The organism is Flavobacterium pisciphilum, assembly GCF_020905345.1.
Lineage (GTDB): Bacteria > Bacteroidota > Bacteroidia > Flavobacteriales > Flavobacteriaceae > Flavobacterium > Flavobacterium pisciphilum.
Window position 1 is genome coordinate 3,176,496 of sequence record NZ_JAJJMO010000001.1, and the last position, 15,617, is coordinate 3,192,112.

11 protein-coding genes are annotated in these 15,617 nt (G+C 32.0%); 7 read left to right on the forward strand and 4 right to left on the reverse strand.

The window, feature by feature from the left end; genetic code table 11:
- Positions 1-75 precede the first annotated feature (75 nt).
- Positions 76-2,982 (forward strand): T9SS sorting signal type C domain-containing protein, encoded by a 2,907-nt coding sequence (locus LNQ49_RS13505; protein ID WP_229989471.1) that lies wholly within the window; start codon positions 76-78, stop codon positions 2,980-2,982.
- Between the two features lie 188 nt (positions 2,983-3,170).
- Here LNQ49_RS13505 and bioB read toward each other — a convergent pair whose 3' ends face one another.
- From bioB to LNQ49_RS13520, 3 genes are all read right to left on the reverse strand, one after another.
- Positions 3,171-4,256 carry a biotin synthase BioB gene (bioB, locus tag LNQ49_RS13510; protein WP_229989473.1) on the reverse strand — a complete coding sequence of 362 codons (1,086 nt, stop codon included), beginning with the start codon at positions 4,254-4,256 and terminating at the stop codon, positions 3,171-3,173.
- A 235-nt stretch (positions 4,257-4,491) separates the two neighbouring features.
- Positions 4,492-4,929 (reverse strand): hypothetical protein, encoded by a 438-nt coding sequence (locus LNQ49_RS13515; RefSeq protein WP_229989475.1) that lies wholly within the window; start codon positions 4,927-4,929, stop codon positions 4,492-4,494.
- A 107-nt stretch (positions 4,930-5,036) separates the two neighbouring features.
- Positions 5,037-5,975: a bifunctional riboflavin kinase/FAD synthetase gene (locus LNQ49_RS13520; protein ID WP_229989477.1), complete on the reverse strand. Its 939-nt coding sequence runs from the start codon at positions 5,973-5,975 to the stop codon at positions 5,037-5,039.
- Between the two features lie 194 nt (positions 5,976-6,169).
- Here LNQ49_RS13520 and LNQ49_RS13525 point away from each other — a divergent pair, with 194 nt between their 5' ends.
- Entirely contained in the window at positions 6,170-8,845 is a 2,676-nt protein-coding gene (locus LNQ49_RS13525) for a reprolysin-like metallopeptidase (RefSeq protein ID WP_229989479.1), read from the forward strand.
- A gap of 13 nt (positions 8,846-8,858) precedes the next feature.
- Here LNQ49_RS13525 and LNQ49_RS13530 read toward each other — a convergent pair whose 3' ends face one another.
- Positions 8,859-9,479: a ComF family protein gene (locus LNQ49_RS13530; RefSeq protein ID WP_229989481.1), complete on the reverse strand. Its 621-nt coding sequence runs from the start codon at positions 9,477-9,479 to the stop codon at positions 8,859-8,861.
- A 161-nt stretch (positions 9,480-9,640) separates the two neighbouring features.
- Between LNQ49_RS13530 and LNQ49_RS13535 the strand changes: the two genes are divergently transcribed.
- From LNQ49_RS13535 to LNQ49_RS13555, 5 genes are all read left to right on the forward strand, one after another.
- A complete protein-coding gene (locus LNQ49_RS13535) occupies positions 9,641-11,182 on the forward strand; it encodes a glycine--tRNA ligase (RefSeq protein WP_229989483.1) in 1,542 nt (513 codons plus the stop codon).
- A 356-nt stretch (positions 11,183-11,538) separates the two neighbouring features.
- Positions 11,539-12,354 carry a LytR/AlgR family response regulator transcription factor gene (locus LNQ49_RS13540; RefSeq protein WP_229989484.1) on the forward strand — a complete coding sequence of 272 codons (816 nt, stop codon included), beginning with the start codon at positions 11,539-11,541 and terminating at the stop codon, positions 12,352-12,354.
- A gap of 175 nt (positions 12,355-12,529) precedes the next feature.
- Positions 12,530-12,775 carry a hypothetical protein gene (locus LNQ49_RS13545; RefSeq protein WP_229989485.1) on the forward strand — a complete coding sequence of 82 codons (246 nt, stop codon included), beginning with the start codon at positions 12,530-12,532 and terminating at the stop codon, positions 12,773-12,775.
- A gap of 100 nt (positions 12,776-12,875) precedes the next feature.
- Entirely contained in the window at positions 12,876-14,933 is a 2,058-nt protein-coding gene (locus LNQ49_RS13550) for a tetratricopeptide repeat-containing sensor histidine kinase (RefSeq protein WP_229989486.1), read from the forward strand.
- Positions 14,923-15,615 (forward strand): response regulator, encoded by a 693-nt coding sequence (locus tag LNQ49_RS13555; RefSeq protein WP_229989487.1) that lies wholly within the window; start codon positions 14,923-14,925, stop codon positions 15,613-15,615. Before LNQ49_RS13550 ends, LNQ49_RS13555 begins: the two co-directional genes overlap by 11 nt.
- The last annotated feature ends 2 nt before the right edge of the window (positions 15,616-15,617 follow it).

Here is a 15,617-nt window from a genome sequence, read left to right on the forward strand (position 1 = left end):
CATGTTTCTGTTAACAGTTTTTTAGAAAATAATTTACTTCAAAAATCTATCGTTGAATTTAAATACCACTTTCAAATGAAAATAAAAATACTTTTTATTTTTTTAATGTTATTTTGTTTCAATTTTATAAATGGAGCTACTATAACAAGTACTGGAACAGGAAATTGGGCGTCTACATCTTCATGGATTGGTGGAGTTGTTCCTACAGTAAATGATGATGTTATTATTGCTACAGGGTCAGTCATAACAATTAATACAAATGTTTCAGCAAAATCGTTAACGATAAATGGGAAATTGTTAGTAAGCGGAGATCGTACAGTAACAACTTCTGCAGGAAATACCTTTAATGTTGTCATTAATGGTATATTGGGTTTTGCTACTAACCAAAGTACTATTAGATTTTCTGCAGGTACAATTTTAGATATTAATGCTCCAGGAAAAATTGATGATTCAGGAGGATGTTCAAACAATGTTGCTATATTCATTGGTGCTGTAAAATTTGCTGTTTGTGCTGGAGGTGGTAATGCTGAATATACTTTTGATGAACTTAATAACTTAGGAGGAACTGTACAATCTAAACCAGCTAGTAATGCGCCAATTTGTGAAGGAAGTACACTTACCTTTACTGCAGCAAAAGATGGGGCAGATGGCGCTTCGTTAAATTGGATATGGTCTATAAAGTCTCCAGGTGCTACCGTATTCACACAGTATCCTAGTAAACAATCAGTAGTGTCTTTTACAAGCGCTGCGTCGGGGTCTTACGAGGCTACTCTTACTTATACAACGACATATGGAGGGACTAGTTACACAAGTGCCCAAACTATTTTTGCTACAGTTAATTCCAAACCAGGAATTCCAACAATTACTGCTAGTGGACCTATAGCATTTTGTACAGGAGGAAGCGTTACATTGTCTTCTAGTACTGGGACAACTTACTTATGGTCAACAGGAGCAATTACACAAAGTATAAATGTAACTACAGCGGGAAATTATTCAGTTCAAGTTGCAAATGCTACGAATTGCCAAAGTTTAGCATCAGATATAACAACTGTTACAATAAAATCTGTATTAACACAACCCAATATAGATGCCATAGTACAGCCAACTTGCGTAACATCAACAGGGAGTATTTCATTAAGTGGTTTACCAGTTACAAAAGCAGCTATGCCCAACTGGTATATTCAACAAAGTGGAGCAGTATCAAGAACTTATATAGGAGGTGATGCACCTAATTCAACAACATATACCATTTCAAATCTGGATGTTGGATTTTATAATTTTGTAATTGAATATGGGGATAATTGCCCTGTGTCACTTAATAATATTGAAATTAAGGCTCCAATAACAAATGTTTGGAAAGGAACAACTTTAGGATGGTCAAAAGGCAGTACTCCAATAAATACAGATAGTATTGAATTTGCAGAAGATTATCAATCGACGGGTAATTTAAGCGGTTGTTCATGCAAGGTAGATTCGGGTAAAAAAGTAACTATAAATTCAGGACATACATTAACAATAGATAATTCTGTTAATGTTAGCACAAATACAGGAACAAGTCTAACATTTGAAAACAATGCAAGTTTGGTTCAGACAGCAAATGTAATTAATACAGGCGATATTATTTACAAGCGTATTTCAAGCCCAATGAAGGCTTTGGATTATACCTATTGGTCATCACCAGTTTTAGGACAAAAACTGAATCTTTTATCACCAAATTCAGATCCAACTAAATTTTATTATTATAATAATGGATGGAAAGCTGAAGGGGCATCTAATCCAATGATTGTAGGGAAAGGATATATTATTAGAGTGCCTAAAGCAGGAACTTGGCCAGGGGAAACTGTAAGTTATCCTTATTCTCAACCAGTTGCTTTTAAGGGAGTTCCTAATAATGGAGATATTCAAGGAGAGACGATTACAGCTGGAAATTTCTATTTAGTAGGAAACCCATATCCTTCTGCTATTGATGCAGATAAATTTATATTGGATGTAACCAATAATGCAATCACAAAAGGAACTCTTTATTTTTGGACACATAATACAGCCATTGCAAATAATGGCTTAGGGTATAATGTATATTCTTCGGATGATTATGCATCTTACAACATTACAGGAAGTACGGTTACAAAGACAGCAGCAAGTTCACCAGGAAATAATACGCTTCCAACAGGTAAAATTGCAGCTGGGCAGTCTTTTATGCTTGAGAGTAGAGGAGCAGGAACAATTGTTTTTAATAACGGAATGAGAGTGGTTGGCGAAAACAATCAGTTTTTTAGACCAAGTAAGACTTCTAAAACTACTACTATTGAAAAAAATCGTGTATGGCTTAATTTAATAAATGATAAAGGAGCCTTTAAACAAATTTTAGTGGGATACATTGAAGGAGCTACAAATGGAGAGGATAATAACTTTGATGGAGCAGCTTTTAATGCAAACAGCTATATTGATTTTTATAGTATTAATGATAAAATAAACTATAGTATTCAAGGACGTGCTTTGCCGTTTACAGATACAGATGTAGTTCCGTTAGGATATAGTTCCACTACAGCAGGTGATTTTACTATTGAGATAGATAAGGTAGATGGTTCATTGTCAAATCAGGTAGTTTATTTAGAGGATAAGACATTAGGAACAATATATAATTTGACACAAAATGGATATAAGTTTACAACTGCAATAGGTACTTTTGATAACCGATTTGTATTACGTTATACAAATAAAACATTAGGAACAGGTGACTTTGAAACAGTAGAAAATGTAATTTTAGTATCAGTAGCAAATAAAGAAATTACAGTCAATGCTATTAGCCAAGCAATAGATAAGGTATTTATTTATGATGTGTCAGGTAAATTAATTTACAAGAAAGACAAGATAGAAAATTCTAAATTTGTTATTGAAAACTTAAAATCAGGCAATCAACTTTTGTTAATAAAAGTAGTTCTTGACAATAAACATGTAGAAACAAAGAAAGTAATTTTTTAATATAATAAGATTCTATTTTAAAACCATTTGTCGTAAGGCAAATGGTTTTTTGTTTTTAAGATAGGGGTAAGTGATTAATTAATATTGAAAAATCAAATGCTAATTATCTAAGACGGTAATGCTTTGGCAAAAGAAAAATCCCCATTAAATTAATTTAATGGGGATTTAATATATTTTCTAAATTAAGATTATTTAGATTTACCTGAAGCCTCTAAGTTTCTTTCGATAGCATGTCCAGGTCTTGACCATTTCGGTTTTTCACCAAGTGGAGCATATTGTGAATTTTCTGCTTCTACAGTTTCTGGCTGAGAAATTTTAGTAAAAGGTTTTTGAGGAATCAACCCTAATAAATCAAACATTTTCATGTCTTCATGTACATCAGGATTTGGAGTGGTAAGTAATTTATCACCCGCAAATATTGAATTGGCTCCAGCAAAAAAGCACATTGCTTGTCCTTCACGACTCATATTAGTTCTTCCAGCTGATAAACGTACTTGAGTTTCAGGCATTATGATTCTAGTTGTAGCAACCATACGAATCATTTCCCAAATTTCAACTGGTTTTTCTTCTTCCATTGGAGTTCCTTCCACAGCAACTAACGCATTAATTGGCACTGATTCAGGTTGAGGGTTTAAAGTAGAAAGTGCTACTAGCATTCCAGCGCGGTCTTCGATGCTCTCTCCCATACCAATAATTCCACCGCTACAAACAGTAACATTGGTTTTACGAACATTCTCGATGGTTTGCAAACGATCTTCAAAACCACGAGTCGAAATAACCTCTTTATAATATTCTTCAGATGTGTCTAAGTTATGATTGTAGGCATATAAACCAGCTTCAGCCAAACGTTGTGCTTGGTTTTCAGTTATCATACCAAGGGTACAACATACTTCCATGTCTAGTTTATTAATGGTACGAACCATTTCTAGAACTTGGTCAAATTCAGGTCCGTCTTTTACGTTTCTCCATGCAGCTCCCATGCATACACGAGATGAGCCACTAGATTTGGCACGTAAAGCTTGAGCTTTTACTTGGTTAACCGACATTAAGTCATTTCCTTCTACTCCAGTATGATAACGTGCAGCTTGAGGGCAATAACCACAATCTTCTGGACAACCACCAGTTTTAATAGATAACAAAGTAGATACCTGAACTACATTTGGATCATGATTTATTCTGTGAATTGATGCTGCTTCGTAAAGCAAATCCATCATCGGTTTATTATATATAGCGATAATCTCGTCTTTCGTCCAATTGTGTTTTGTACTGTTCATCTATGCGATTTTTTGATGCTCCAAAAGTAGTTAAATTGTTCTAATGAATCAATGCACTATTTCGTAAAATAAATTACAGTATTTAAAATTCAGTCTGTTAAAAGTTTTTGTAATTATATTTTAAGACACAAATTTTGGATGCATGTTAGCAACTAAATTCAAAAAACAATAATTTATTCTTTTGAAAAGCTTCCATCTATTGAGAAATATTTTTTAAACAGTTATGAAAAAAAAATTAATCAGCGGCATATTTATGGTTCCAATAAAGCATTAATAACATGGTTACTACTACCGAAGAAGCAATGCCTTCAAACAATAAACAAATACAATAAGTAGGTACAGAGGGGTTGCCACCGAACATGAAAGTTGCTGATAAAGTTTTTACATAAGCATCTCCACCTTTGACATAACTGTAGATAAGTAATCCAAGGATACTAAGGCAAACACCAATTACAGATGTTACCATAGCTGAAATAGCATTAGAAACAGCATTGTTTTCTCCTTCAGCGAGATTCATCTTTATAGTTCTGTTTACTCCATAAACAACAAAAGCTACGTTTAATGCACGTAAGTAGAGTATATGAGCAAGACCTAAAACATTCATTAATAAAAAATAAACACCAATACCAAGGAATATAAGGATTCCGTTGTATAATTCTTTTGAAAGTTTCATAACGATTATTTTTAAGAAGTTAATAGTATTTGGTTGATAAACAGTGTAATGCTTATCAAATTTACTAAAAAAATCACTATGTTGTCATTATGAATAGTATAAAAAAATTAAGAGAGTTGTAATTTATTTGTAAAGTCTAAGGTAGTTTTTTTATCTTTTTCTAATTGTTCTTTTAAAAGAGTAACAGATTCGAATTTTTGTTCTTCACGAACATAATGTAATAAAGAAACAGCAATTTCTAAATCGTAAATGTCATCATTAAAATTTAAAAAATGAATCTCGATAGATTGTGCTTGACCACCTACAGTTGGGTTAAAACCAATGTTCATCATTCCATAAACCAATTTCTCATTGATAATTGATTTTACAATATAAACTCCATTTTTAGGAATTAATTTGTACTCCTCTTCAATTTTAAGATTAGCAGTTGGAAAGCCAATGGTTCTGCCTAGCTGTTTTCCTTTTACAACAGTACCGGTCAAGAAATATTCATAACCTAAATATTCATTAGCGAGATTCATATCACCTTCAGTTAATGCATTTCTTATTTTTGTAGAACTTACAGATACATCTTTTATTTCTTGTGCAGAAATTTGCTCTACTTCGAAGCCATATTGTTCACCAAATGCAATTAAATCATTAATATCAGCCGTTCGATTTCTTCCAAAACGATGATCGTGGCCAATGATTATTTTCTGAATATGAAATTGATCTACTAAAATAGAGCTTACAAATTCTTCGGCAGTTAATCTTGAGAAGCTTTCGTTAAAAGGATGGATAACAAGGTTCTCTATCCCAGTGTTTTCTAGAAGTTTTGTTTTTTCAGTAATAGTATTCAGTAATTTTATTTCTGATTTTTCCTGTAAAACCATTCTAGGATGAGGGAAAAAAGTAAGAACTAAACTCTCATATTTTCCATCTTGGGTATTTTGAGTAATCTTTTCAAGTATTTTTTTATGACCGATATGTACACCATCAAAGGTGCCAAGAGTTAATATTGTTTTCTTGGTAGACTGAAAATCGTTTATAGAATGAAAGAGCTTCAAAGCAAATAGTTTAAGATGTTGCAAATTTATACTATCTATTTTAAATCTAATAGTAAGGAGAATTGAAATTTTATAAAGTTGGTAATCATTTTGTGAAAATACCTTTATTTGACGGTTTTATATAATTACTTGACGATTAAATCTTTTTATTTCCTTTAATTGAATTAATTTTGACCTAATAAATATTTCTCAACATGAAAAAAACTATACTTCTTTTGTTAATTATCTTTAGCTCGTCTCAAATTCAGGCACAAAGTAACGAAATGTGGGAAAAAGTTAATCAAAGTATAACTTCACCTACTGAGAGGAGAAATGTAGGTGCTGATGATAGAGAAAAGACTGTTTATAGATTGAATGAAGCTTTTTTAAAGCAAAAGCTATCAAGTACCCTACTTAAAACAGATAAAAAAAATACTGTAGAAATCACTATTCCTAATATGGATGGAGCTTTCGAAAGATATACTGTTTGGGAATCTTCTAATTTTGACCCCCAATTGCAGGCGAAATATCCGAACATTAGAGCTTATGAAGGCGTAAGTAGTAAGGATAAAAAAGCAAGAATTCATTTTAGTGTTTCTCCAGCAGGGATTCAGACGATGGTTTTAAGAGCAGATAATGCATCAGAATTTATTGAGTCAGTTGCAGCAAACACTGGAGAATATGTTTTGTTTAGTGCCAAGAATAGAAATAAAGGGAGTTTACCATTACTGTGTAATACAAAAGATGTAGCCTTAAATCAAGAGCTACATAATAAAACAGCAAAAATAGCAGCCAACAATAAAGTATTTAAAACATTACGATTAGCATTGTCTTGTACGGGCGAGTATGCTGCTTTTTATGGTGGCACAAAGGATAATGCAATAGCAGGAATGAATGCTACGATGACAAGAGTTAATGGTGTTTTTAATAAAGACTTGGCTTTAAAATTAATTTTAATAGCTAATAATGATGCTGTTGTTTATACAAATGCAGCGACAGACCCTTATTCAGATGCTGCATCGGGAGTTAAAGGGGCATGGAATCAAGAAGTTCAAAATACTCTAACAAGCGTTATTGGAGAAAATGCGTATGATATTGGTCATTTATTTGGTGCATCAGGCGGTGGAGGAGATGCTGGTTGCATAGGATGTGTTTGTGTAGATGGAGCCAAAGGAAGTGCTTTTACCTCTCCATCTGACAGAAAACCACAAGGAGATACTTTTGATATTGATTTTGTATCACATGAAATGGGACATCAATTGGGAGGAAATCATACTTTTTCTTATGATATCGAAGGTACTGGCGTAAATGTGGAGCCAGGAAGCGGTTCTACAATTATGGGATATGCAGGAGTAATAGAAGTAGAGGAATATAATATTCAAGATCATTCAGATGACTATTTTGCATATGCTAGTATTCTGCAAATTCAAAATAATCTAGCTAGAAAATCATGTCCAATAAGTATAGCGATAACAAATAATCCACCTATGATTAATGCAGGGGTAGACTATACAATTCCAATGAAGACCGCTTTTATTTTAAAAGGAACAGGATCAGATAGCGATGGGGATTCAGTTACATATTGTTGGGAACAAAATGATTCAGCAACATCAACATTAGGAAGTGCGAGTGTTGCCAATCCTAATAAATCTGATGGACCTTTGTTTAGATCTCTTCCTCCTTCAAGTTCGCCTATCCGATATATGCCAGATTTAGGTATTGTTCTTTCTGGAAATTTAAGAAGTACATGGGAATCGGTTCCTACAGTTGCTAGAACATTACATTTTACACTAACAGGTCGTGATAATGCGGCTTTGGGAGCAGGACAGACAAATACAGATGAAATGATTGTGAATGTAAGTGGCGGTATAGGACCATTTGTAGTAACATCACAGAATAAAGATGATGTTGCATGGCTCCATGGTACGAGTCAAATAATTACTTGGGATGTTGCAAAAACAAATACTTTGGTAGGTTCTACCAATGTAAATATAAAACTTTCGACTGATGGAGGAATAACGTTTCCGATTGTCTTGGCAGAAAACACACCCAATGATGGTTCACAAACAATTAGTGTCCCAGGAGATATTACAGCAACAAATTGTAGGATTTTAATAGAGCCTACGGCAAATATCTATTATGCAGTAAATAGTAAATCATTTGCAATTGGATATAGAGTTGAATCTGTATGTGCTTCATACCCGATTAATGCTGGATTTTCAATTCCTAATGCAGCAGCATATACAACAAGAACAATAAATGTTCCTACAGATTTAGGAATTGTTTCGGATGTAAATGTTTTTGTTGGATTAACACATACAAGATTCTCAGATATCGAGATGCAGTTAGTAAATCCTCAAGGAACAACAGTGCGATTATTTAATAAAAATTGTGGAGATACAACAGGAAGTTTATCGCTAAAATATGATGATTCAGGAGAAGCTCTAGAATGCTCAAAAACGGCTTTACAAGTCATAACACCTACAGATTTATTAAGTGGTTTTAATAATCAAGATCCACAAGGAACTTGGACATTAAGAGTAAGAGATGCTTATGTTGGGAGAGATGGTAAACTAGATTCAGCTTCGATAGAAATTTGTACAAAAAAATACACCTTGCAAACAGAAGTTATTGTTGAAATAAAAGACCTCACGGTTTCACCTAATCCGAATAAAGGAGATTTTGAAATTGCTTTTAGAAGTGAATCAAATGAAGGAGTTAGGGTTTTTATTTATAATGATTTAGGAAAAGAGGTATATCGTAATACGTTTGAAAGTATGGCGAATTTTAAACAGAATATTCAGTTGAAAAACCATGTAGCTGCTGGAGTTTATTTTATGGCAATCTATGATGGCGGTAAAAAAATGGTGAAAAAAGTAGTTTTCGAATAGCAACAGATCTAGTTTAGGAATGTGCTATTGCCATGCAAACGATACTAATTTTTGCCCCTGGAATTTTTAGTAATGCACGGGAGCAAGCTTCTAATGTAGCTCCTGTAGTGATTACATCATCGATAAGCAAAAAATGCTTGTGATGTTCTGCATCTGTAAATAAAACATCAAAAGCTTCTGTAAGACCTTCGGATCTTCCTAGTAGGCTTTTTTTAGATTGAGTTTTGGAATGCTTGGTTCTAATTAAGATAGTATCATTGTAATCAATTTTTAAACCTTTTGAAAGAGCAAGCCCAAAAGTCGTAACTTGATTGTAACCTCTTTCATTGAATTTTTTTCGATGCAACGGAACAGGGATTACCATGTCAAAAGGCATAATAAGTTCTAAATTTTTTAAGTCCTCAACATACCATTGTCCAAGAAGAGCACCTATGTTTTGATGTCCTTTGTATTTTAAATTATGGATGAGGTCTTGTACAATTCCCTTTTTATTAAAATAAAGAAAAGCAGAAACGTGTTCGACTTCAATTTTTCCATAAAACTTCTTGAATGCCTCATTTTTTGGATTTAAATAATATTGGGTTAGAGGCATTTCGTGCCTACAAACGGTGCAAATTATAATTTCATTTGCCATTAAAAAAGAGTGGCATCCAGCACACGCTTTTGGAAAAAACAGGTTAATAATGTAATTAAACACAAATAGAAAGAATTTATTTACAAAAATAAATAAATCATTCACTCAATCTTTGTGATTTTTCTTTTTTTTAATGGTACTTTTTATATTTTTGCATTACTATGGCAAAACAAGAAGATTTATTTAAGAATGTAGTTTCGCACGCAAAAGAGTACGGATTTATTTTTCCGTCTAGCGAAATATACGATGGTTTAAGTGCAGTATATGATTATGCGCAAAACGGAGTAGAATTAAAGAAGAACATACGTGAATATTGGTGGAAATCGATGGTCCAAATGAACGAGAATATCGTAGGACTAGATGCTGCAATATTAATGCATCCTACAACTTGGAAAGCTTCGGGGCACGTCGATGCTTTTACAGATCCATTAATAGACAACAAAGATTCCAAAAAAAGATATAGAGCAGATGTTTTGATTGAAGATTATGCCGAAAAGCTAAATCAAAAAGCAATCAAAGAAATCGAAAAGGCAAGAACCCGTTTTGGAGACGCTTTTAACGAAGAGGAATTTGTAACTACAAATGCAAGAGTAGTCGAGTATAAAGCCAAAGAAAGAGAAATTCTAGAAAGAATGGCTCGTTCACTTGGAAACGAAGACCTTGAAGATGTAAAAGCATTAATCGAAGAATTGGAAATTGCTGATCCAGAAACAGGTTCTAGAAACTGGACAGAAGTGAGACAGTTTAACTTGATGTTTGGTACAAAACTTGGAGCTTCAGCAGATTCAGCTATGGATTTATATTTGCGTCCAGAAACAGCTCAAGGTATTTTTGTGAACTTCTTGAATGTACAAAAATCTGGGCGAATGAAAGTTCCCTTTGGAATTGCACAAACAGGAAAAGCGTTTAGAAATGAAATTGTTGCAAGACAATTTATCTTCCGTATGCGTGAATTCGAACAAATGGAGATGCAATTTTTTGTGCGTCCAGGAGAAGAGATGCAATGGTACGAGCACTGGAAAACAACCCGTTTAAACTGGCATTTGTCTTTAGGACTAGGAAAAGAAAATTACCGTTTTCATGATCATGAAAAATTAGCACATTATGCTAATGCGGCAGCTGATATAGAGTTTAATTTTCCTTTTGGATTCAAAGAATTAGAGGGTATTCACTCACGTACTGATTTTGATTTAAAAGCGCATGAGCAATTCTCTGGTAGAAAATTACAGTATTTTGATACTGAATTAAACCAAAATTATGTTCCTTATGTAGTAGAAACTTCAGTAGGATTAGATAGAATGTTTTTAGCGGTTTTTGCTACTTCACTAAAAGAAGAGACACTGGAAGATGGTTCAACAAGAACAGTCTTGAAATTACCAGCCGTTTTAGCTCCAACAAAAGCAGCTGTTTTACCATTGATAAAGAGAGATGGATTACCTGAAATCTCTAAAAAAATAATTGAAGATTTAAAATGGGATTTCAATGTTGCTTATGATGAAAAAGATGCAGTAGGAAGACGTTACAGAAGACAAGATGCATTAGGGACTCCTTTTTGTATTACTGTAGATCATCAAACTATCGAAGACCAAACAGTAACAATTCGTCATAGAGATACGATGAAACAAGACCGTGTTGCTATAGCCGATTTAAGATCGATTATAGAAGACGAAGTTTCGATGAAAAACTGGTTAATGAAAATGTAATTATAATACACATTTGTTTGTGTTATAATTTGTTAAATATAAAAAGCTTCTCATCCGAGAAGCTTTTTTGTTTAAAGAGGATTTTATTCCAATAATGTATCGAACATGAATAAAATATTTAGCTAGATTTCATTTTATGCATTTCATCGGATATATTTGCACTTCATCCTTATGTGTTAACATTTGTTTAAAATGTATTAACAATAAAATGTTTAAAAAAGGGAAATATGTAATTTTAATTGCTTATTTAAAACTAAAAATGAGATTCTGTTATTTAAATTCCAATGAAGGGAATAAATTTGCGTATAATTATCAGTCAGCTTACTAGTAAACAATACCACTAATAAATAAAAGCATTGAAAAATTATTTATACATTATTATTGATGATAATCAAGAAAGTGTTTTGAAAACCAAGGAAATAGCCGATGGTTTTTCAGAACTAATTTTTGTTGGTAGTGCAAATACATATAAACAAGGATTAAATTTAGTTTTGGAGCATAACCCTAATCTTATATTTCTTGAAATTGATCCCGATGATAAAACAAGTAATCTTTCGTTAGTGTTTATTAATGAGCTGTATCATTATTTACGGATTGTTCCTAAAATCATTATAACGACGACCAAAAAAGATTTCGCATTTGATGCAATTAAGTATGGGGTGATGGATTATTTGTTAAAGCCACTTAAACGGACAGATTTACTTAAAACTATTTTAAAACTGGATTTACCCAGTCATGAAGTAAATTTAATCAGCAATGAAACAGTCTCGGATTTTAAAGGAACTCTTAAAGGAGATGGGATAGAACTACAAAAAATTAATCAAGGGTTAGTGTTATGTGTTAAATCGTATGGAGATTATCGTTATATTCAGGCAAAAGATATTACTTATATCCAAGCAGATAATAATTCTACAGATATTTATTTGAATACAGGTGAAATGATAACGGCTTTTAAAACGTTAAAGTACTTTGAAGCGATTTTATTACATCCGTTTATACGTATTCATAACAGTTACATCATCAACAGAAACCACATAGCAAGAATACATACTGGAAACTCAGTATGTTACATAAAAAACTCTACAAAAAAGCTTCCATTTTCTAAAACCTATAAAAGAAATGTAGAGATGATAATTGCCGAATTTGCAAACGGAAACTATATAGAAGTCTAGCAACTAAGTATTTACACGTATTTGACCTACGTACACTACCATTTGATAGCATTCCACCATATATGCCTTTTTATTGATTTGAAAAGGGGACAACAGTACTAATTTTACACCATGATTTAGCAATAAGCGGTCATTTAAAACGTAAAAAAAACACTAACAATAAAATCCCCAAATCATGAAAAAGTCATTCACAACAATCGCATTATTTTCTTTAGTATTAGTAGCAACATCTTTTACTACACCAGAAAAAAACATTTCATTAGAGACAGCAAACAGTATCACAAATCCAATTGATGGAGGTGTATCTGTAGGAGGCGGAAGAAAACAAGATAAATTAATTACAGAATTATCATCAACAGTTAGCTACAATCAACCTATAGATGGTGGTGTATCTGTTGGAGGAGGAAGAAAACAAGACTAGAACAAAAAAAATATACTTGGTATTTAAGGCTGTCAATTTATTGATAGCCTTTTTTTGTATGGATAGTTTTACTATTTTTGGTAAAACTCAAAAAAAACTATTGAAAAATAACTACCATATATTATTGTTATTATTTGTTGTCTTGTTTGGGTGTACCAAGAAAAACAGGGTAGACAATAGTCAGAACTCTACCATAGATAGTCTTCCGATCTATTTATCATTGGCAAATGATGTTAATTTGTCATTTAAGGATAAACAAGATTATAACAAAAAGGCTTTTTCCATTATTATAAATCAGAAAGACGACTCCCTTAATAAAGTAAATTTATTTAAAGTGGCTAATCGGTATTATAATATGAGTGATTGGCAAGCATATAAAGAAACCTCAAAATTAATTTTACAGCGAGCAAAAAGTAGCCATGATTCAATTCATATGGCAAAGGCTTATACTTACCTAGGAGATTATTATACTTTTAAAACAATTTCAGATAGTGCTTTTATGAACTATTTTAAGGCTGAGAAAGTATATCTTCGAATTGATGATAAATATAATCTCGCCAAAACCTTTTTAAGTAAAGCAAATTTACAATTTAGTGTAGGAGATCTCTTTGAGAGTGAAATAACAGTTTTTAAAGCTTTACGAATTTTGAAACAGCAAAAAAACGTAAGTAATCTGCTATATGATTCATATAATCTTCTAGGAGTAATATATAATGAACAGGAAGAATTTAATAAAGCACTAGAATTCCACAACAAAGCATTAAGTACTCTTGGTGATAAATCAATCGCTTCAGATCTTCAGTTAAAAGCTGCTTCACTCAATAATATAGGGTTTGTTTATTTATGCACATATAATTATAAACAAGCAAAAGAATCTTTTCAAAAGGGTTTGGAGCAAAAAAACTTATTTAAAGAGAAAACGGCATTATATGCCATGTTATTAGACAATTTAGCTTATTCTAAATTTAAATTAAAAGAATCGAAAGGACTTCCAGGTCAATTCTATCAGGCCTTAAAAATAAGAGATAGTTTAAATCTAACTTCGGGGATTATATTGAATAAGATGCATCTTTCTGAATATTTTTCATATAAGAAAGACACCTTAAAAGCGATACAATATTCTAAAGAAGCCCTTAGTTTATCTCGAAATTCAAATAGATTGAGGAATATTTTAGATGCTCTAAAACAAATAGCTCTTGTAGATCCTGAAAAAGCATCAGTTTATTCGAAAGAATACATTCAGATAAATGAGAAATTGCAAAAAGAGGAAAGGAAAATGGGAGAGAAATTTTCTCGTATAGAATATGAAACAAATGAAATAAAAGATGAAAATACGAGTTTAAATATTCAGAACAGAACTTTGATATATGTTTTTAGTATTTGTGGTTTGTTGGGACTCTTTTTTTATGTTTATTTGACGCAAAAATCCAAAAATAGAGAACTACTTTTTAAACAACAACAGCAGGTTGCTAATGAAGATATTTATAATCTTATGATTTCGCAACAAAATGCGATTGAGGCGATAAGAATAAAAGAAAAGAAAAAGGTTGCTCAAGATTTACATGATGGAATTCTGGGTAGAATGTTTGGAGTCAGGATAAGTTTAGACAGCTTAGATAAAGTAGATGATGCAACAGCAGCAGTGAAACGTAAAAAATATTTGTCGGATTTAAGAGAGATAGAACAAGATATTCGTGAAATTTCTCATGATTTAAATAAAGAGAAATCCGAATTGATAAATAACTTTGTTGTTATCGTTGACAAGTTATTAGAAAATCAAAAAGCAACTTTTGATTCAGAATTAATCTCGAGTATTGATTCAAGCATTAGATGGGATTTAGTCGGTAACTCTATTAAAATAAATTTATACAGAATTATTCAAGAAGCATTGCAAAATTGTAATAAATATGCACAAGCAAAGACAATAAAAATAGAACTTAAAAATGAAGTAAATCATTTGTCTTTATTGATAAGTGATGATGGGGTAGGGTTTAATGTAAATAGAACAAAAAAAGGAATTGGTTTGCAGAATATTTTTTATCGAACAAAAGAATGTGATGGAACTATTGATATTAGATCTAATAAAGTAGATGGTACAGTTATAGTAATTAAAATTCCGATTGATCAAAAAATAAACCTACAGAATAATGACAATTGATAAAGTCCCCGAAAGAATAATTAAGAAAAATATACTAATAGTAGATGATCACCCTTTTATAATTGAAGGGTATAAAAATGCAATTACTAGATATAAACCTAAGGAGTATGATTTTTTAATTACTCAGGCAAAAGATTGTAAGTCGGGTTATGAGATTATCATAGATCCTGCAACAGCAAGTTTTGATATTGCATTTTTAGATATAAGCATGCCAGCTTATGAAGAAAAGGAAATATATTCGGGAGAAGATTTGGCAAAGCTAATCATGGAGCATATGCCAAATTGTAAAATAATTTTGCTGACCATGTATACCGAGTTACTTAAAATAAAAACAATTATTAGAACAATAAAACCTAAGGGGTTAGTTATAAAAAATGATTTAACATTTGATGAATTGCTTTTTGCTTTTGATAAAGTAATGAAAAACAGTACTTATTATAGTCAGTCAGTTATCGAAATGTTAGAAGAATCACCAAAAGACTCAATAGAAATAGATCAGCTAGATGAGCAAATTCTTTTCCATTTATCAAAAGGAACCAAGACAGATGAAATACCACATTATATTCCTATTTCTTTAAAAGCGACAATAAGGAGGATTGATAATTTGAAAGGGTTGCTAAATGTCAATGAAGGAACAGTTGAAGATTTAGTTACGCAGGCTAGAAATAAGAGGCTTTTATAAAT

Bases quoted from the DNA above. Each gene is read 5' to 3' on its own strand.
- LNQ49_RS13525 (WP_229989479.1), top strand. From the start codon at position 6,170: ATGAAAAAAACTATACTTCTTTTGTTAATTATCTTTAGCTCGTCTCAA.
- bioB (WP_229989473.1), bottom strand. From the start codon at position 4,256: ATGAACAGTACAAAACACAATTGGACGAAAGACGAGATTATCGCTATA.
- LNQ49_RS13530 (WP_229989481.1), bottom strand. From the start codon at position 9,479: ATGGCAAATGAAATTATAATTTGCACCGTTTGTAGGCACGAAATGCCT.
- LNQ49_RS13505 (WP_229989471.1), top strand. From the start codon at position 76: ATGAAAATAAAAATACTTTTTATTTTTTTAATGTTATTTTGTTTCAAT.
- LNQ49_RS13535 (WP_229989483.1), top strand. From the start codon at position 9,641: ATGGCAAAACAAGAAGATTTATTTAAGAATGTAGTTTCGCACGCAAAA.
- LNQ49_RS13555 (WP_229989487.1), top strand. From the start codon at position 14,923: ATGACAATTGATAAAGTCCCCGAAAGAATAATTAAGAAAAATATACTA.
- LNQ49_RS13515 (WP_229989475.1), bottom strand. From the start codon at position 4,929: ATGAAACTTTCAAAAGAATTATACAACGGAATCCTTATATTCCTTGGT.
- LNQ49_RS13545 (WP_229989485.1), top strand. From the start codon at position 12,530: ATGAAAAAGTCATTCACAACAATCGCATTATTTTCTTTAGTATTAGTA.